At 64.6% G+C, this 15,065-nt stretch carries 13 protein-coding genes; 5 read left to right on the forward strand and 8 right to left on the reverse strand.

From position 1 onward, the window contains the following. Positions 1-33: 33 nt before the first annotated feature. The 3 genes from trxA to CH275_RS15700 all read right to left on the reverse strand — a co-directional run bounded on the left by trxA (position 34) and on the right by CH275_RS15700 (position 2,206). A complete protein-coding gene (gene trxA / locus CH275_RS15685) occupies positions 34-405 on the reverse strand; it encodes a thioredoxin (protein ID WP_032394311.1) in 372 nt (123 codons plus the stop codon). 86 nt (positions 406-491) lie between these two features. Then, positions 492-1,490 carry a helix-turn-helix domain-containing protein gene (locus CH275_RS15690; protein ID WP_094679201.1) on the reverse strand — a complete coding sequence of 333 codons (999 nt, stop codon included), beginning with the start codon at positions 1,488-1,490 and terminating at the stop codon, positions 492-494. 209 nt (positions 1,491-1,699) lie between these two features. Then, positions 1,700-2,206 carry a 2'-5' RNA ligase family protein gene (locus CH275_RS15700; RefSeq protein ID WP_094679317.1) on the reverse strand — a complete coding sequence of 169 codons (507 nt, stop codon included), beginning with the start codon at positions 2,204-2,206 and terminating at the stop codon, positions 1,700-1,702. Between the two features lie 10 nt (positions 2,207-2,216). Here CH275_RS15700 and CH275_RS15705 point away from each other — a divergent pair, with 10 nt between their 5' ends. Further along, positions 2,217-3,314: an isocitrate/isopropylmalate dehydrogenase family protein gene (locus tag CH275_RS15705; protein WP_094679203.1), complete on the forward strand. Its 1,098-nt coding sequence runs from the start codon at positions 2,217-2,219 to the stop codon at positions 3,312-3,314. Positions 3,315-3,329: 15 nt separating this feature from the next. Here CH275_RS15705 and CH275_RS15710 read toward each other — a convergent pair whose 3' ends face one another. Next, on the reverse strand, positions 3,330-4,157 hold the full coding sequence (locus CH275_RS15710; RefSeq protein WP_094679204.1) for a class I SAM-dependent methyltransferase: 828 nt from the start codon (positions 4,155-4,157) through the stop codon (positions 3,330-3,332). Positions 4,158-4,372: 215 nt separating this feature from the next. Between CH275_RS15710 and rpsA the strand changes: the two genes are divergently transcribed. Next, entirely contained in the window at positions 4,373-5,851 is a 1,479-nt protein-coding gene (gene rpsA, locus CH275_RS15715; RefSeq protein ID WP_027497255.1) for a 30S ribosomal protein S1, read from the forward strand. A gap of 158 nt (positions 5,852-6,009) precedes the next feature. Here the strand turns inward: rpsA and CH275_RS15720 are convergent, their stop codons facing one another. After that, the gene (locus CH275_RS15720) at positions 6,010-6,219 is read right to left on the reverse strand and encodes a hypothetical protein (RefSeq protein WP_032394307.1); all 210 of its coding nucleotides are present in this window, start codon (positions 6,217-6,219) and stop codon (positions 6,010-6,012) included. A gap of 129 nt (positions 6,220-6,348) precedes the next feature. Here CH275_RS15720 and coaE point away from each other — a divergent pair, with 129 nt between their 5' ends. Further along, on the forward strand, positions 6,349-7,566 hold the full coding sequence (gene coaE / locus CH275_RS15725; RefSeq protein ID WP_094679205.1) for a dephospho-CoA kinase: 1,218 nt from the start codon (positions 6,349-6,351) through the stop codon (positions 7,564-7,566). Between the two features lie 15 nt (positions 7,567-7,581). Here the strand turns inward: coaE and CH275_RS15730 are convergent, their stop codons facing one another. Then, a complete protein-coding gene (locus tag CH275_RS15730; RefSeq protein ID WP_094679206.1) occupies positions 7,582-8,127 on the reverse strand; it encodes a DUF402 domain-containing protein in 546 nt (181 codons plus the stop codon). A gap of 78 nt (positions 8,128-8,205) precedes the next feature. Here CH275_RS15730 and uvrB point away from each other — a divergent pair, with 78 nt between their 5' ends. Next, the gene (gene uvrB, locus CH275_RS15735; RefSeq protein WP_094679207.1) at positions 8,206-10,368 is read left to right on the forward strand and encodes an excinuclease ABC subunit UvrB; all 2,163 of its coding nucleotides are present in this window, start codon (positions 8,206-8,208) and stop codon (positions 10,366-10,368) included. A gap of 65 nt (positions 10,369-10,433) precedes the next feature. Next, the gene (locus tag CH275_RS15740; RefSeq protein WP_094679208.1) at positions 10,434-11,300 is read left to right on the forward strand and encodes an SCO6745 family protein; all 867 of its coding nucleotides are present in this window, start codon (positions 10,434-10,436) and stop codon (positions 11,298-11,300) included. A gap of 6 nt (positions 11,301-11,306) precedes the next feature. Here the strand turns inward: CH275_RS15740 and CH275_RS15745 are convergent, their stop codons facing one another. Then, positions 11,307-12,164 (reverse strand): ABC transporter permease, encoded by an 858-nt coding sequence (locus CH275_RS15745; protein WP_094679209.1) that lies wholly within the window; start codon positions 12,162-12,164, stop codon positions 11,307-11,309. Beyond that, a complete protein-coding gene (locus CH275_RS15750; RefSeq protein ID WP_094679210.1) occupies positions 12,161-15,013 on the reverse strand; it encodes an alpha/beta fold hydrolase in 2,853 nt (950 codons plus the stop codon). Before CH275_RS15750 ends, CH275_RS15745 begins: the two co-directional genes overlap by 4 nt. Positions 15,014-15,065: the final 52 nt, after the last annotated feature.

Here is a 15,065-nt window from a genome sequence, read left to right on the forward strand (position 1 = left end):
TGAGCGGCCCTTCGCGTCGTGCTGAGTGAAGAACTACTCCGCAGCGGGAGCCTGCTCGGCGATCTGCTGACGCACGACATCCATGTCGAGGGCCTTGATCTGCCCAACGAGGTCTTCGAGCGCTGGTGCGGGCAACGCGCCGGGCTGTGCATAGACGAGGATTCCTTCGCGGAACGCCATGATCGTCGGAATCGACTGGATCTGAGCTGCCGCGGCGAGGCCCTGCTCTGCTTCGGTGTCCACCTTGGCGTGCACGACGTCGGGGTGTGCATCGGACGACTTCTCGAAGGTCGGCGCGAATTGGCGGCACGGTCCGCACCATGATGCCCAGAAATCGACCAACACCACGTCGTTGCTCGTCACGATCTCGTCGAAATTCTGCTGGGTCAAAGTCTGAGTGGCCACGCGGTCCCTTTCGATTGATTGCGCTTCTGGTGTGTCTCAACGCAGGTACTCGCCGGAATCATCCCGGCTGCGTCGGAACGCCTGCGTCAGGCGGGCTGTGGGGTTGCCCGGAACGTTCGACGGTACGAGTTGGGTGTGGTGCATCGCAATCTCACGAAGTGCTGCCGCAGTGCGGCAGCATTTCCGAACCCGACGACCTCGGCTATCGAATCCATCGGCAGGTCGGAGTTCTCCAACAATTGCTGCGCTGCCAGCACGCGTTGGTCGTTCAACCACCGGGCCGGCGTAGTTCCGGTCTCGGCCGCGAACTTACGGGCGAAGGTTCGAGCGGACATGTTCACTCGCGCCGCCAACCGACCGATGGTGAGTTCGGAGTGGAGGTTCGCGGTCATCCAGTCCAGCAGCGGTGCCAGTGTTTCGGTGCGGGTGGCGGGCAGGGGACTGGTGACGAACTGGGCCTGGCCGCCGTCCCGATGTGGAGGAACCACCATTCGGCGGGCGATCCCGTTGGCCACGACGCTGCCCTGGTACTTCCGCACTATGTGCAAGCACAGATCGATTCCGGCAGCCGTGCCCGCGCTGGTCAGCACGCTTCCGTCGTCGACATAGAGGACGTTCGGATCGACCTGCGCGAGCGGGTATTTCGCGGCCAGCGAGGCGGAATGTCGCCAATGCGTCGTGCAGGGTCGGCCGTCGAGCAGGCCGGCCTGGCCCAGCAAGAACGCGCCGTTGCACAGGCTGGCAACCATGGCGCCTCGGTTCACCGCCGCACGGAGTTTGGCCAGCAGGGGTTCGATGGACGGGTTGTATCCGATGCCGCACACATAGCTGCCGTCCTCGGCGGCCTCGGTTCCACCGGCCGGAACGATGATCAGATCAGCGGTGTCGAGTCGGTCGAGATCGTGTGGCACGTCGATGGTGTAGCCCACACGGGTGCGAATCGGTTGGGGGACACCTGCGATCAGGGAGAAGTCGTAGGTGGGGAGGCCCTCGTCCGAGCGGTCGAAGCCGAACACCTCGCAGGCGACGCCCAGCTCGAACTGTTCGGTCAACGGCATCAGCGCAACGACCACTCGTTTCAGCATGCCTGCGAGTATGGCAGAAAGTCGTGTATATGTGGCGTTACTGCCACTCGTGCGGACTCTGCGCAGGTTGGAAGCTAGCGGCATGACAATTGTATTGGTAGTTGTGCTGCTGTTCCTGGCCCTCGACGCCTTCGTGGTGGCAGGCTTCGCCCCCGATACTCACGCGGAGGTGACGCAATTCGGCGACTACCGGTTCTGAGGTGCGTCGATCAGCCGATTCGCCACTCACGTTTGCCCTCGCCGTCCCACCTGCGCAGCGACACCGCAGATCCGACCAGATCGACCACGTCGGCCGAGAGCAGGCGTACGGCCGCTCCTGCCTCCTCGGGCGTCAAACGTCGGGCGACCGTGACGTGAGGTGTCCACCGGCCTGGCGCGAGATGATCGAGCGATCGTTCGCCGACCGCTGCGTGCATCCTGGCATGCAGATCGAGCAACTCGCTCGACGGAACCACCAGTCGAGCCAGGGTGATCGCCCGACCACCGAACACGACGAGGCCGCCGAGGCGTACATCGAACGGATCGAAGCGAACCGCATCGCCGTCGTCCACCGCGACCGGCATCGACGACGCCACCGCGACGGTGATGTGCGGGCGATTCGATTCACCGCGGTGCCGGTTCTGGCTCGGCAGGCCGGCCTCGGACAGTGCCGCCCACTCGCGGCGGACCGCTGCGTCGAGGCCGGAGTCGAGTAGAAGTTCTGCGGACTGCACCATGGAGGCCATGATGTCGCAGACGGACGGCCGGAATGCAACGACACTACGGATCGGGGCCATGACCGGCGACGGGATAGGCCACGAAATCGTGCCCGCAACCATCCGGGTGGTCGACGCGGCACTGGCGGCCGTCGGCGGACCGGCCGTGGACTGGGTGCACCTGCCGCTGGGCCTGGACGCCATCGACCAGTATGGAACGCCGACACCCGACAGCACGTTGGACGAACTGTCCGCACTCGAATGCTGGATTCTGGGACCACACGACAGCGCGTCGTATCCGGAGCCGTTCCGTTCACAGCTGACGCCCGGTGGACGGATTCGCAAGAATTTCGACCTGTTCGCCAACATCCGGCCGGCGAAGGCCCTCGCCGGCGTGCGGGCGATGTCCCCGCGGATGGATCTGGTGGTGGTGCGGGAGAACACCGAAGGCTTCTATGCCGATCGCAACATGTTCGTCGGCAGTGGCGAGTTCATGCCGACTCCCGATGTGGCACTGGCAGTCGGAGTGTTCACCCGCGGTGCGTGTGAACGTATTGCACGCGAGGCGTTCTCGCTGGCAGACCGACGCCGCCGCAAGCTGACCATCGTGCACAAGACCAACGTGCTGTCGATGACGACGGGACTTTTCCGCGATGCGTGTCGCGCCGTGAGCGAGCACTTCCCGCATGTCGAGATCACCGAGGAACACGTCGACGCTCTCGCGGCGCATCTGGTTCGACGAGGCGAGGACTACGACGTCATCGTGGCCGAGAACATGTTCGGTGACATCCTGTCGGACCTGACGGGCGAGTTGTCCGGGTCGCTCGGCACCGCTCCGTCGATCAATTCCTCGGAAACTCGGGCGATGGCGCAGGCCTCGCACGGATCGGCCCCGGACATCGCCGGCAAGAATCGTGCCAATCCGACGGCGTTGTTCCTGTCGGCCGCGATGCTGCTCGAGTGGCTCGCCGACCGGCACGGGGACGAACGGCTCGCCGCCGCCGCGGGCCGGATTCGGCACGCCGTCGACGACACCGTCGAATCGGGTGTCGCGACAGCCGACCTCGGTGGGCAGGCGTCCACCAGTGCCTTCACCGAGACCGTCGAAGCCAGGGTGCGCCGGCGCTGAGAGGCGTGCGCTCGGTCAGAGCGGCTTGCGGCTGCTGAAGATCGCGGTGCCGGGAAAGAGCTGGCCGCGCAGCGGGCTCCATTGGCCCCACTCCCGGTCGAGCCACTCCGGCCAGTCCGGCTCGACGATGTCGCGTACCTCCAGACCTGCGGCGACCAGCTCGCGCACGCGATCACCGATCGTGCGGTGATGCTCGACGTAATTGGGGCTTCCGTCGGCGTCGTACTCGACGTACGGGGTTCGGTCGAAGTACGGAATTGTCGCGGTCAGCCCGCCTACTCCTGGGTCGTCGGGAAACACCCAGCGCATCGGATGATTGACCGCGAACACCCAGATGCCGCCCGGCCGAAGTACCCGCGCCACTTCCTTCATCACATTGGCGGAGTCCGCGACGAACGGAACTGCACCGAACGCCGAGCAGACGATGTCGAAGCGCTCGTCGGCGAACGGCAACGATTCGGCACTGGCCTGCACCAGCGGAACCGTCGACCCTCCTGCGGTCATGGCATCGACGCCGCGCTGCAACATGCCCATCGAGATGTCGAGACCTACGGCGCGAGCACCCTGTGCCCCGAGCCAGCGGGCGCACGGCGCACTGCCGCAGCCCACTTCGAGGACGTCCTTGTCTGCGACGTCGCCCAGCAGATGTACGTCACCTTCGTGCAGTCCCTCGGGGCACCAGACGAACTCACCGGATTCGGTCGACACTCCCAGAAAAGCGCCGTGCGTACGGTGGTAGTTCTCGGCGTCGGAATCCCACCAGAGGCGACTCGCCCGGTCGCTCGCGACGGAATCGATGCGGCCGCGGCCGGGAGTGGACGACGGTGCGGAAAGATCGGTCACACGCCGACTCTAACCGGGTTTGTGCTGGTACTGCGGCATCGCGTACCCTGTTCAACGCGAGTGTGTTCACGCTGCGCCCAGGTCGGGTCCGCCCGGCGTCGACGCATGCGGACCCGGCAACGGATCCGCCGAAGATGCTCGTGCTGCACACGTTTCACCAAGTCCGACCGAACATCCATCAACCGATACCCAACCCGTCCGGAGCAACTCAACACATGCCCTCAACCACAACCTCACCGCAGGTAGCCGTCAACGATATCGGCTCCGCAGAGGATTTTCTCGCCGCCATCGACGCCACGATCAAGTACTTCAACGATGGTGACATCGTCGAGGGCACCATCGTCAAGGTCGATCGTGACGAGGTTCTACTCGACATCGGTTACAAGACCGAAGGCGTCATTCCTTCCCGCGAGCTCTCCATCAAGCACGACGTCGACCCCAACGAGGTCGTCTCCGTGGGAGATGAGATCGAAGCACTCGTCCTCACCAAGGAGGACAAGGAAGGCCGTCTGATCCTGTCCAAGAAGCGAGCTCAGTACGAGCGCGCTTGGGGCACGATCGAGGAGCTCAAGGAGAAGGACGAGGCCGTCAAGGGCACCGTCATCGAGGTCGTCAAGGGTGGACTCATCCTCGACATCGGTCTTCGTGGCTTCCTCCCCGCCTCGCTCGTCGAGATGCGTCGCGTCCGCGACCTCCAGCCGTACGTCGGCAAGGAGATCGAGGCCAAGATCATCGAGCTCGACAAGAACCGCAACAACGTGGTCCTGTCGCGTCGCGCATGGCTGGAGCAGACCCAGTCCGAGGTTCGCAGCGAGTTCCTGCACCAGCTCCAGAAGGGCCAGGTCCGCAAGGGCGTCGTGTCCTCCATCGTCAACTTCGGTGCCTTCGTGGACCTGGGTGGCGTCGACGGCCTGGTGCACGTCTCCGAGCTGTCCTGGAAGCACATCGATCACCCGTCCGAGGTTGTCGAGGTCGGCACCGAGGTCACCGTCGAGGTTCTCGACGTCGACCTGGACCGCGAGCGTGTGTCCCTGTCGCTCAAGGCAACTCAGGAAGATCCGTGGCGCCAGTTCGCTCGCACCCACGCGATCGGCCAGATCGTGCCCGGCAAGGTCACCAAGCTGGTTCCCTTCGGTGCATTCGTGCGCGTCGAAGAGGGCATCGAGGGCCTCGTGCACATCTCCGAGCTGGCCGAGCGCCACGTGGAGGTTCCGGACCAGGTCGTGGGTGTCGGCGACGACGCACTCGTCAAGGTCATCGACATCGATCTCGAGCGTCGCCGGATTTCGTTGAGCCTCAAGCAGGCCAACGAGGACTACGCAGAAGAGTTCGATCCGTCCAAGTACGGCATGGCCGACTCGTACGACGAGGGTGGCAACTACATCTTCCCCGAGGGCTTCGACTCCGAGACCAACGAATGGCTCGAAGGCTACGAGAAGCAGCGTGAAGAGTGGGAAGGTCGCTACGCCGAGGCAGAGCGTCGCCACAAGATGCACACCGCTCAGATGGAGAAGACGGCCAAGGACGAAGCTGCCGAAGCCGCCAACACCAACTACTCCTCCGAGTCGGGTCAGGCCCCCGCAGATGCAGAAGGCGATGCTCCCGCAGCGTCGGCTCCGGCATCGACCGGTGGATCGCTGGCCAGCGATGCGCAGCTCGCTGCACTTCGTGAGAAGCTGTCGGGCAACGCCTGATAGACGTAGTCCACCCGTGAGGGTGTGACATCGAGCCCCGGTTCTCCTCGTGAGAACCGGGGCTTTCTCATTCGAAGTTCACACGAGCAGAAACCTTGGTGACACGACAATGGACCCGGTTCGGAAGAACCGGGCCCATGTTTGAGGGGGAGTGCGAACTACGCGGCGGTGGCTGGACTCCACTGGCCGACGCTCTCCGTGCGCTTGCGCATGGTGGCGAAGCTGTGGCGGGCGGGGGTCAGAAGGTTGGTGAACCAGTTACGCCGGTGGTCGGCCAACGCCGAGGCAACTTCCGGAATGAGAATGCAATGAACGCCTGCATCCATGCCAAGGCGGTGCCGACCCGGTTGGATCTGATTGCTTCGCATGGGTGTCCTTTTCAATAGCATTGGGTCGGCACATCGAGGTCGCGCTCGTCGAAGATAACCGACACACCTCCGAAAGCGGTGTATTTGGGGCTGGTGTGCTTCGGCGTGTTCGAGTGTCAGACTGGGTGCATGCTGAGACTGGGACTGACCGGTGGAATAGGTGCCGGAAAATCGACCGTGGCGAAGGTACTGACCGAACTGGGGGGAGTTCTCGTCGACTCCGATGTTCTGGCCCGTGAAGTCGTGGAGCCGGGAACACCTGGGCTGCAACAACTGACGGATACCTTCGGCGTCGAGATCCTCGCGGCCGATGGTTCACTCGACCGTCCTGCGTTGGCGGCCAGAGCATTCGGAGACGAGGAATCTCGTAAGAAGCTCAATGCCATCGTCCACCCGCTGGTCGGCAAGCGCACTGCCGAGATCATCGACGGCGCTCCGGCGGACGCCGTTGTGGTACAAGATATTCCGCTTCTGGTCGAAGGATCGATGGGCCCGTTCTTCCATCTGGTGGTGGTCGTCTGGGTCGACGCAGAAGAAAGAGTCCGACGGCTCACCGGGCAACGAAACATGCCGGAGGCCGATGCCCGTGCCCGCATTGCCGCGCAGGCAACCGACGATGCCCGCCGCGCGGTAGCAGACGTGTGGATCGACAACACCGGTGCGCCGGGCAGCGTCGACGAGCAGGTTCGCACGTTGTGGAGCGCGCGCCTGATTCCCTTCGAGCGCAACATCCGCGAGGGCGTCGTTGCGCGAATCCATCCCGAACAGGTGACGGCGGACCCGGTGTGGGAGTTGCAGGCCCGTCGAATCATCGGGCACCTCGCTCTCGCGTGTGGGGACAAGGCTGTGCGGATAGATCACGTGGGTTCCACCGCGGTGCCCGGACTGGACGCGAAGGATGTCGTCGACATTCAGATCACGGTCCGCGGACTCGACGACGCCGATGCCGTCGGCGAACAGTTGCGTCTCGCGGGCTTCCCCGGAATCGCGACCAGTAATTTCGACGACCCCAAGCCTGCGTACGGTATGGGCGGGGAAGCCGATCCGGCCGTGTGGGGCAAGCGCTTTCACGGCAATGCAGACCCCGGCCGTCCGGCGAACGTGCATGTTCGAGTCGACGGTTGGCCGAACCAGCAGTTCGCGTTGCTGTTCCGTGACTGGCTGCGGGCGGACGCAGCCGTCGCGACGGAGTACGCGGGAATCAAGCGACGGGCCGCCGAGGCCGTAGCCGGAATCGTCGACTACCAAGCGGCGATCGAGGCCTACGAGAACGCCAAGGCACCCTGGTTCGACGTCGCGTATCGGCGGGCGTGGCAGTGGGCAGGGGAGACGAACTGGACTGCATGAGTCGGACCGGATGAATCAGGACGGCTTTCCGTTCCACTCGGTCGGCATCCCGATGGATGCGAGCCACGCGTTCAGGTCGTAATCGTGCCGCGTCAGTCCTTCGATGGCCGTGATCGATCTGGCCAGCGCGAGCTCGGCCGTCGGGGTGTCGAGATGTTGCGCCACCCGAGCGTCGAACAACTCGTCGACGTCGAGTAGGTCGTAGTCACGGCCGGTCCGAACGCTGAGGTCCAGATAGTGGTCGATGGATGTCCACTGGGTGGTGCCTGCCGTGTACTCGCCGATGTCGACGTAGTAGTCCTGATCGCGTGCGTGTGCCGGCAGGTAATGGAACACCGAGGCGCGGAGCCCGAGGGCCGGCAGTAGCCAGGACTCCAGGTAGTCGAAATGAGCGTGGTCCGAGGGTCGGGCCATGTACAGGCCCCAGGGCTCCACGCGGTATTCGTCGACGATCCGCACGAAACCTTTGGGGTCCACGTTCGTCTTGGCCACGAGGTCGAACGTCTCGTGCTTGGGGGCATGAACGACGGTGTGCGCACCGGCTGACGTGTGAGCGACCATGCCTGTAGAAGCTACCGGGAACCGACCTTCGAGGTCTGTCCGACGGAACTTGTCGGTGGTCGCGTCTACGCTTGTGTAATGGCGTTTGCATCCGAACATCCCGTTGTCGCGCACTCCGAACACCGTCCGGTGGGCGCGATCGAGCGCACCGGACCGGCATTCGAGGTCGTCAGCGAACACGTTCCGGCCGGTGATCAGCCGACCGCCATCGCCGAGCTCGAACGGCGGATCAAGGCGGACGAGAAGGACGTGGTGCTTCTCGGTGCCACGGGTACCGGTAAATCGGCCACCACGGCCTGGCTCATCGAGAAGTTGCAGCGCCCCACCCTGGTGATGGCACCGAACAAGACGTTGGCGGCGCAGTTGGCGAACGAGCTACGAGACATGTTGCCCAACAACGCAGTCGAGTACTTCGTGTCGTACTACGACTACTACCAGCCCGAGGCGTACATCGCGCAGACCGATACCTACATCGAGAAGGACTCGTCCATCAACGACGACGTCGAGCGTCTGCGCCACTCGGCGACGGCATCATTGCTCTCGCGCCGCGACGTGGTCGTGGTGGCCTCGGTGTCGTGCATCTACGGCCTCGGTACCCCGCAGTCGTACGTCGATCGGTCGATCGAGCTCGAGGTCAACGTCGAGGTGCAGCGCGACGCGCTTCTCAGGCTGCTGGTGGACGTGCAGTACACCCGCAACGACATGGCCTTCACTCGCGGTTCGTTCCGGGTTCGCGGCGACACAGTCGAGATCATTCCGTCCTACGAGGAACTGGCGATTCGTATCGAGTTCTTCGGCGACGAGATCGAAGCGTTGTACTACCTACACCCGCTCACGGGAGACATCGTTCGGCAGGTCGATTCGGTGCGCATCTTCCCGGCCACGCACTACGTGGCCGGTCCTGAGCGGATGGAACGCGCCGTCAAGGACATCGAATCAGAACTCGAAGCACGCCTGGCGGAGCTCGAAGGAAAAGGGAAGCTGCTCGAAGCGCAGCGGTTGCGGATGCGGACGCAGTACGACCTCGAGATGATCAAGCAGGTCGGGTTCTGCTCGGGTATCGAGAACTACTCGCGGCACATCGACGGCCGTGGTGCGGGCACCGCTCCGGCAACTCTGATCGATTACTTTCCCGAGGATTTCCTGCTCGTCATCGACGAGTCGCACGTGACCGTGCCGCAGATCGGTGCCATGTACGAGGGCGACATGTCGCGTAAGCGCAACCTCGTCGACTTCGGGTTCCGGTTGCCGTCGGCAACCGACAACCGACCGCTGACGTGGGAGGAATTCACCCAGCGGATCGGCCAGACGGTGTACCTCTCGGCAACGCCGGGAAAGTACGAGTTGGGGCAGACCGGGGGAGAGTTCGTCGAGCAGGTGATCCGCCCCACCGGACTCGTCGATCCCAAGGTCGTTATCAAGCCGACCAAGGGACAGATCGACGACCTGGTCCATCAGATCCGAGAGCGTGCCGAGAAGGACGAGCGTGTTCTGGTGACCACACTGACGAAGAAGATGTCCGAGGACCTGACCGACTACCTGCTCGAACTGGGCATCCGCGTCCGCTACCTGCACTCCGACATCGACACGCTGCGTCGCGTCGAACTGCTCCGGCAACTCCGGCTGGGCGAGTACGACGTACTGGTGGGCATCAACCTGCTGCGCGAGGGTCTCGACCTGCCCGAGGTTTCGTTGGTGGCCATCCTCGACGCGGACAAGGAAGGCTTCCTCCGCAGCGGTACCAGCCTCATCCAGACCATCGGCCGTGCTGCGCGAAACGTCTCCGGCGAGGTTCATATGTACGCCGACAAGATGACCGACTCCATGACCTACGCGATCGAGGAAACCGAACGTCGGCGTGAGAAGCAGATCGCGTACAACAAGGAGCGAGGAGTCGATCCGCAACCGTTGCGCAAGAAGATCGCCGACATCCTCGACCAGGTGTACCAGGAAGCCGAGGACACCGAGTCGGTCGTCGAAGTCGGGGGGTCCGGGCGCAACGCCAGCCGTGGTCGACGCGCGCAGGGCGAGGCGGGCCGGTCGGTCAGTACCGGGGTCTACGAGGGTCAGGACGTCTCGTCGATGCCCCGCGCCGAGCTGGCCGATCTCATCAAGAACATGACCGATCAGATGATGAACGCGGCACGCGAATTGAAGTTCGAGCTGGCAGGCCGACTCCGTGACGAAATTCAGGACCTGAAGAAGGAACTGCGTGGAATGGACGCGGCCGGCCTCAAGTAATTGGACCGGGTGGGCGCGAGTGGAGCCTGCGGAATGAGCCGAATGTGTTCGGTTACCGTTCAGTGATGGACGCAACCACTGCCGGCCGCACCTCTCGTGCTCTCGAACTCATTCACTCGATGACCTACTTCCTTCCGGAGACGCAGGAGGCGCTCGTCGCCGCTGGGTTGCCCCCGCGGGCCTGTTATTTCGCGGGCCGGGCAGCGCCGTTGGGACGAGTCGGTGCCGGTGTGGTCACCGCCACGTTCTACAACTTCAACCGTGAACTGGTGGCACCGCTCATCCCGGCGGCCTGGGACATCGCCTCGCCCGACGAGATCATGGCGATCCGCTACGCCACGCTCGATGCCGCGTTCGGTCGGCTGCTCGGCCCCGAGGTTCTGACGTCCGCGGACATGGCCGAGGCCGCTGACCTGGCATCGATCGCAGCCCGTGGAATTCCCGGTGATGACGGTCGCCCCCTGTACGCCGCGTACGCCGAGCTCGACTGGCCGACGGCACCGCACCTGGTGCTGTGGCACGCCCTGACGCTGATCCGTGAATACCGCGGTGACGGTCACATCGCGGCGCTGCAGACGGCGGGCCTGAGCGGTCTCGAAGCGCTGATCACCCATACCGCCACCGGATACGGCTTCGAGAAGGAGTTCGCCCGCAAGCGTCGAGGATGGTCGACCGAGCAGTGGGACGGCGCTGTCGCGTCGCTGGCCGACCGAGAGTTGCTCTCGTCCGACGGCACGCTGACTCAGGACGGCACAGATCTCCGCACGCTGGTCGAGGACATCACCAACGACCTCGCCGTCGCGCCGTGGGCCGCCCTCGGCGAGGACGGTGCAGCACGTCTGGTCTCGCTCGCGACCCCGTGGCGCGAGTCGATCGTCGGCCAGGGCGTCATTCCCGACGGCGTTTTCGGACCGGCGATCAAGAAGAAGTAGGCGGCCTCAGCTGGTGATGTCCTTGGTGCCGAAACGTCGCCATGCGATCAACCCGAACACGGCCGCGTACGTGATGGCCGAGAACGATCCCACCACCATGTCGTTCCAGTCGATACTCGTTCCGAACGCATCGATCCACGAATTGGCGTAGTGCCCGGGCAGGTAGTTGCGAAGTGATCCCAGTGCGGTGATCTGGTCGAGAATCTGCATCAGAATCGACGTCATCACTGCGCCACCGACGGCCCCGAGCGGGGCGTCGGTGAGCACCGACAGCAGCATCGCCAGGCCGGCCACCCACAGCAGGTTGATGCCGATATAGGCGACTGCGATCAGTAGCCGCACCAGTGCGGTGCCGTACGGCAGCCCCTCACCCAGTGGGGTGATGAGCGATTCGGCTCCGTACATCACGGTTCCGATCAACAGTGACACCCCGACGAGCACGACGATCGCCACACTGGACAGCGTCGCCGACACCAGCGCCTTCTGCGTCAGCAGTCGACTTCGGGGCACCGGGATGGCCAGCAGGTATCGAAGACTCGACCACGAGGCCTCGCTTGCCACCGAGTCGCCGAAGAACAGTGCCACCACCACGATCAGCAGAAATCCCACCGACATGAACAGCGCGAAGACCGTGAAGTTCATGCCTCCGCGGGTGCCGAGCTCGATGAGCCCATCGGCATCGGAGTCCGCGCTCGAGCTGCCGACGGTGAACGCGATCGCGAGAATCACCGGAAGCAGGGCCAGGAATCCGATGGCCAGCTGAGTGCGGCGACGTCCCAGCTGCCTGCGCAACTCGGTGCGGAACGGCAGGGTGCTGCCGCCGGTGTACCCGGCAGCGCGCCCGTCTGCGTGTGTGGTGCTCATGAGCGATCCTTGCTGGTGTCGGAGCCTGGGTTGTCCCGGTGGACGAGGTCGAGGAACACGTCCTCCAGGCGGGTCGACTGAGAGAATCCGCGCACCGAGATTCCTGCGGTGACGAGCTCCCGGATCACGACGGCAGAATCGGCGTCGGTCAGGTCGACGGTCACCGTTCCGTCGTCGACGATCACCGCTCCGTCGTGGCCGGACGCACCGAGCACCGACTGTGCGCGGGTGGCGTCGTCGACCCTGATCTCCGTCTGCCCGCCCGCCGCGGTCAGTTCGCGGACGGTGCCCGAGCTGATCACCGATCCGCGATTCATGACGACCACGTGGGTACACGTCTGCTCGACCTCGGCGAGGAGGTGACTGGACACCAACACCGTGCGCCCGGTCTTCGCGTAGTTGATCAGGACGTCGCGCATCGTCCTGATCTGTGGTGGGTCGAGTCCGTTGGTCGGTTCGTCCAAGACCATGAGATCCGGCAGGCCCAACATGGCCTGAGCGATCGCGAGCCGCTGCCGCATACCCTGGCTGTAGGACTTGACCTTGCGCTCGATTGCGGTGCCGAGGTCGGCGATCTCGAGGGCCTCCTCGAGGTGAGCGTCCTCGATCGGTCGTCCGGTGGCCTCCCAGTACAACCGCAGATTCTGCGTTCCGGTCAGGTGGGGGAGGAAGCCGGATCCCTCGACGAACGAACCGAGTCTGGACAGCACCGGGGCACCGGGCGTCACCTTGTGGCCGAAGACCCTGATCTCGCCACCGGTGGGAGTGATCAGGCCCATCAGCATGCGCAGAGTTGTGGTCTTTCCTGCACCGTTGGGCCCGAGGAGACCCAGGACCTGGCCCTGCTTCACCTCGAAGCTGACGCCGTCGACGGCGCGGAATCCGTTGGAGTAGGTCTTGGCCAGATCGGTGATCACCAGGGGAGTGTCGATCAGGTCCTCGTCCACTTCGGCGACTGCGCGACGTCTGGTCCGCACGACTCCGGCGACGATCGCACCGGCGACTGCGAGCAGTACCACTCCGATGCCGACCAGCGGCACCACCGGGACCGTGCTGTTGGCGCTCGCCTCTGCGGGGACGGTGGGCAATGCGATGGAGTTGTCGGCCATGGCCACGCTGAACTGTGCTGGTTCGAGCGGAACCGCGTAGGCCTGGTCCGTGGTCACGATGCTCAACTCGAGGCGATGACCCTGCTGGACGGTATAGCTGATGCCCGGCAGGGCAACGGTGACGTCCACGGGATCGATGCCCTCGGTGTCGGGCAATCGGATTGCCGAGACTGCGCCCCCGGGAAGCGTTCTGGTTCCGTTCGGTGCGACGTCGTAGAGCTTCGCGAACAGCACCGATTGGCCGGGCGAGGCGAGGGAGGCCACGCGCAGATTCACTCGCGGTGCACCGGTGATCGTCACGGACGATTCGAGGGGATCGCTGCTGAACGTGGCCGACTGGCCCGGTAGATCCGACGTCAGAGCCGCACCTGCCCCGGTCGATCCCAACGTCGACAGCACCGATCCCAGACCGGGCACCGACGAAATGGCCGACGGTGACGCTCCTGGCGGACGAATGATCGACTGGTTCTCGGCCCTGGGAGTGAACGAGACGGCTTCGGTCCGGGTGGCGTCGGAGTCGGCCGCCAGTCCCGGGTAGTCGGGAGCGGTCATCCGTCGGTTGCGGTTGCCGCCGCGCTCGTCGGCTGCCCGCTGAGTGGAGTAGACGAACGGCTGGCTACCGTTGGCAGTGTCGTAGTCACGCAACGTCCTGTCGAAGAAGTCGGCGATGGCCCGATCGCTCGTGCCGTCCGTTCCGCCGGCGTCGTGTCCGCCGTCGAACCACCGCACGGTGACGTTCCCACCGGCCGCTGCGATCTGACGAGCCGTCGCATCGGCCTGATCCACTCCGAACAGCGTGTCCTGCGTGCCCTGCACCAGCAGAGTCGGCGCGGTGATGTTCGACGCCACCGCGACGGGCGAGTGGGCGGTCAGCAGGTCGAGCAACTGCTGGCTGGGGATTCCGGTCACTGCCGATCGGCTGTATGCGTCGCAGAACTCGGGTGCGAACCTGCCACACGCAGATGCGCCGTCACCGGTCCCCGATGTTTCGGTGCTTGCACCATCGCCGTCGCCAGGCGCTGCACTCGCCGCGCCCGCTCCGAAGAACACACCGGCCCAGCCACGCTTGAGCACGCCGGGTCCGCCGTACTCCGCCGCAGCTGGAGTGATCGTGTCGCCGAGGGCTTCTCGGCCCTCGGTCGAGGTGACGCCGTAGTTGGGGAACAGGGCCTGACCCAGGTCGTTCCACGTGATCGCGGCGGCAATGGAATCGATGCGGGGATCGGTGCCGCCCGCACTCAGTGCCAGCGCGCCGCCGTACGATCCGCCTGCGACTCCCACGTGAGGGTCGCCGGGAGCGTCGAGTTCTACCTCCGGTTGTTCGGCGAGCCAGTCGATGAGTCCACGAGCGTCGGCGACTTCGCGATCGGGGTCGTTGATAGAGATCGAACCCGTGCTGGCTCCGAAACCGCGCGCACTGTAGGCGAGCACGGTGTACCCACGAGCCGCGAGGTCACGTGCCTGCCCGTCGACCGAATCCTTGCTGCCGCCGAAGCCGTGGGCGAGCAGCACCGTCGGGGCCGGCGTGACAGCCGGTGCGTAGAGCCGTGCGTCGATGTCGACGGTGCCCGTCGACCCGGGGCTGTCCGGTACCGTGATGCGCGCATCGCGCGTGGATGTGTCGGCGCTCGAATCCTGGGGGAGGACTACGAATGCGAGAGCGGCTACCGCGAGAATTGCAATCACTGCGGTGCCGACAGTCATGGCCCGTCTGGACAATGGCGGGCGGGGAATCGGCATGGAAACCAATGTATGTGAGCGGCGCGGATCGTGTTGTTCCCCAAGTTCACGT

Origin of the sequence: Rhodococcus sp. 06-235-1A (assembly GCF_002258785.1) — a bacterium.
Classification (GTDB): Bacteria; Actinomycetota; Actinomycetes; order Mycobacteriales; family Mycobacteriaceae; genus Rhodococcoides.

Excerpts from the sequence above, each read along its gene's own strand:
- CH275_RS15690 (WP_094679201.1), bottom strand. The coding sequence starts at position 1,490 with ATGCTGAAACGAGTGGTCGTTGCGCTGATGCCGTTGACCGAACAGTTC.
- CH275_RS15700 (WP_094679317.1), bottom strand. The coding sequence starts at position 2,206 with ATGGTGCAGTCCGCAGAACTTCTACTCGACTCCGGCCTCGACGCAGCG.
- CH275_RS15705 (WP_094679203.1), top strand. The coding sequence starts at position 2,217 with ATGTCGCAGACGGACGGCCGGAATGCAACGACACTACGGATCGGGGCC.
- rpsA (WP_027497255.1), top strand. The coding sequence starts at position 4,373 with ATGCCCTCAACCACAACCTCACCGCAGGTAGCCGTCAACGATATCGGC.
- CH275_RS15720 (WP_032394307.1), bottom strand. The coding sequence starts at position 6,219 with ATGCGAAGCAATCAGATCCAACCGGGTCGGCACCGCCTTGGCATGGAT.
- coaE (WP_094679205.1), top strand. The coding sequence starts at position 6,349 with ATGCTGAGACTGGGACTGACCGGTGGAATAGGTGCCGGAAAATCGACC.
- CH275_RS15730 (WP_094679206.1), bottom strand. The coding sequence starts at position 8,127 with ATGGTCGCTCACACGTCAGCCGGTGCGCACACCGTCGTTCATGCCCCC.
- uvrB (WP_094679207.1), top strand. The coding sequence starts at position 8,206 with ATGGCGTTTGCATCCGAACATCCCGTTGTCGCGCACTCCGAACACCGT.
- CH275_RS15740 (WP_094679208.1), top strand. The coding sequence starts at position 10,434 with ATGGACGCAACCACTGCCGGCCGCACCTCTCGTGCTCTCGAACTCATT.
- CH275_RS15745 (WP_094679209.1), bottom strand. The coding sequence starts at position 12,164 with ATGAGCACCACACACGCAGACGGGCGCGCTGCCGGGTACACCGGCGGC.
- CH275_RS15750 (WP_094679210.1), bottom strand. The coding sequence starts at position 15,013 with ATGCCGATTCCCCGCCCGCCATTGTCCAGACGGGCCATGACTGTCGGC.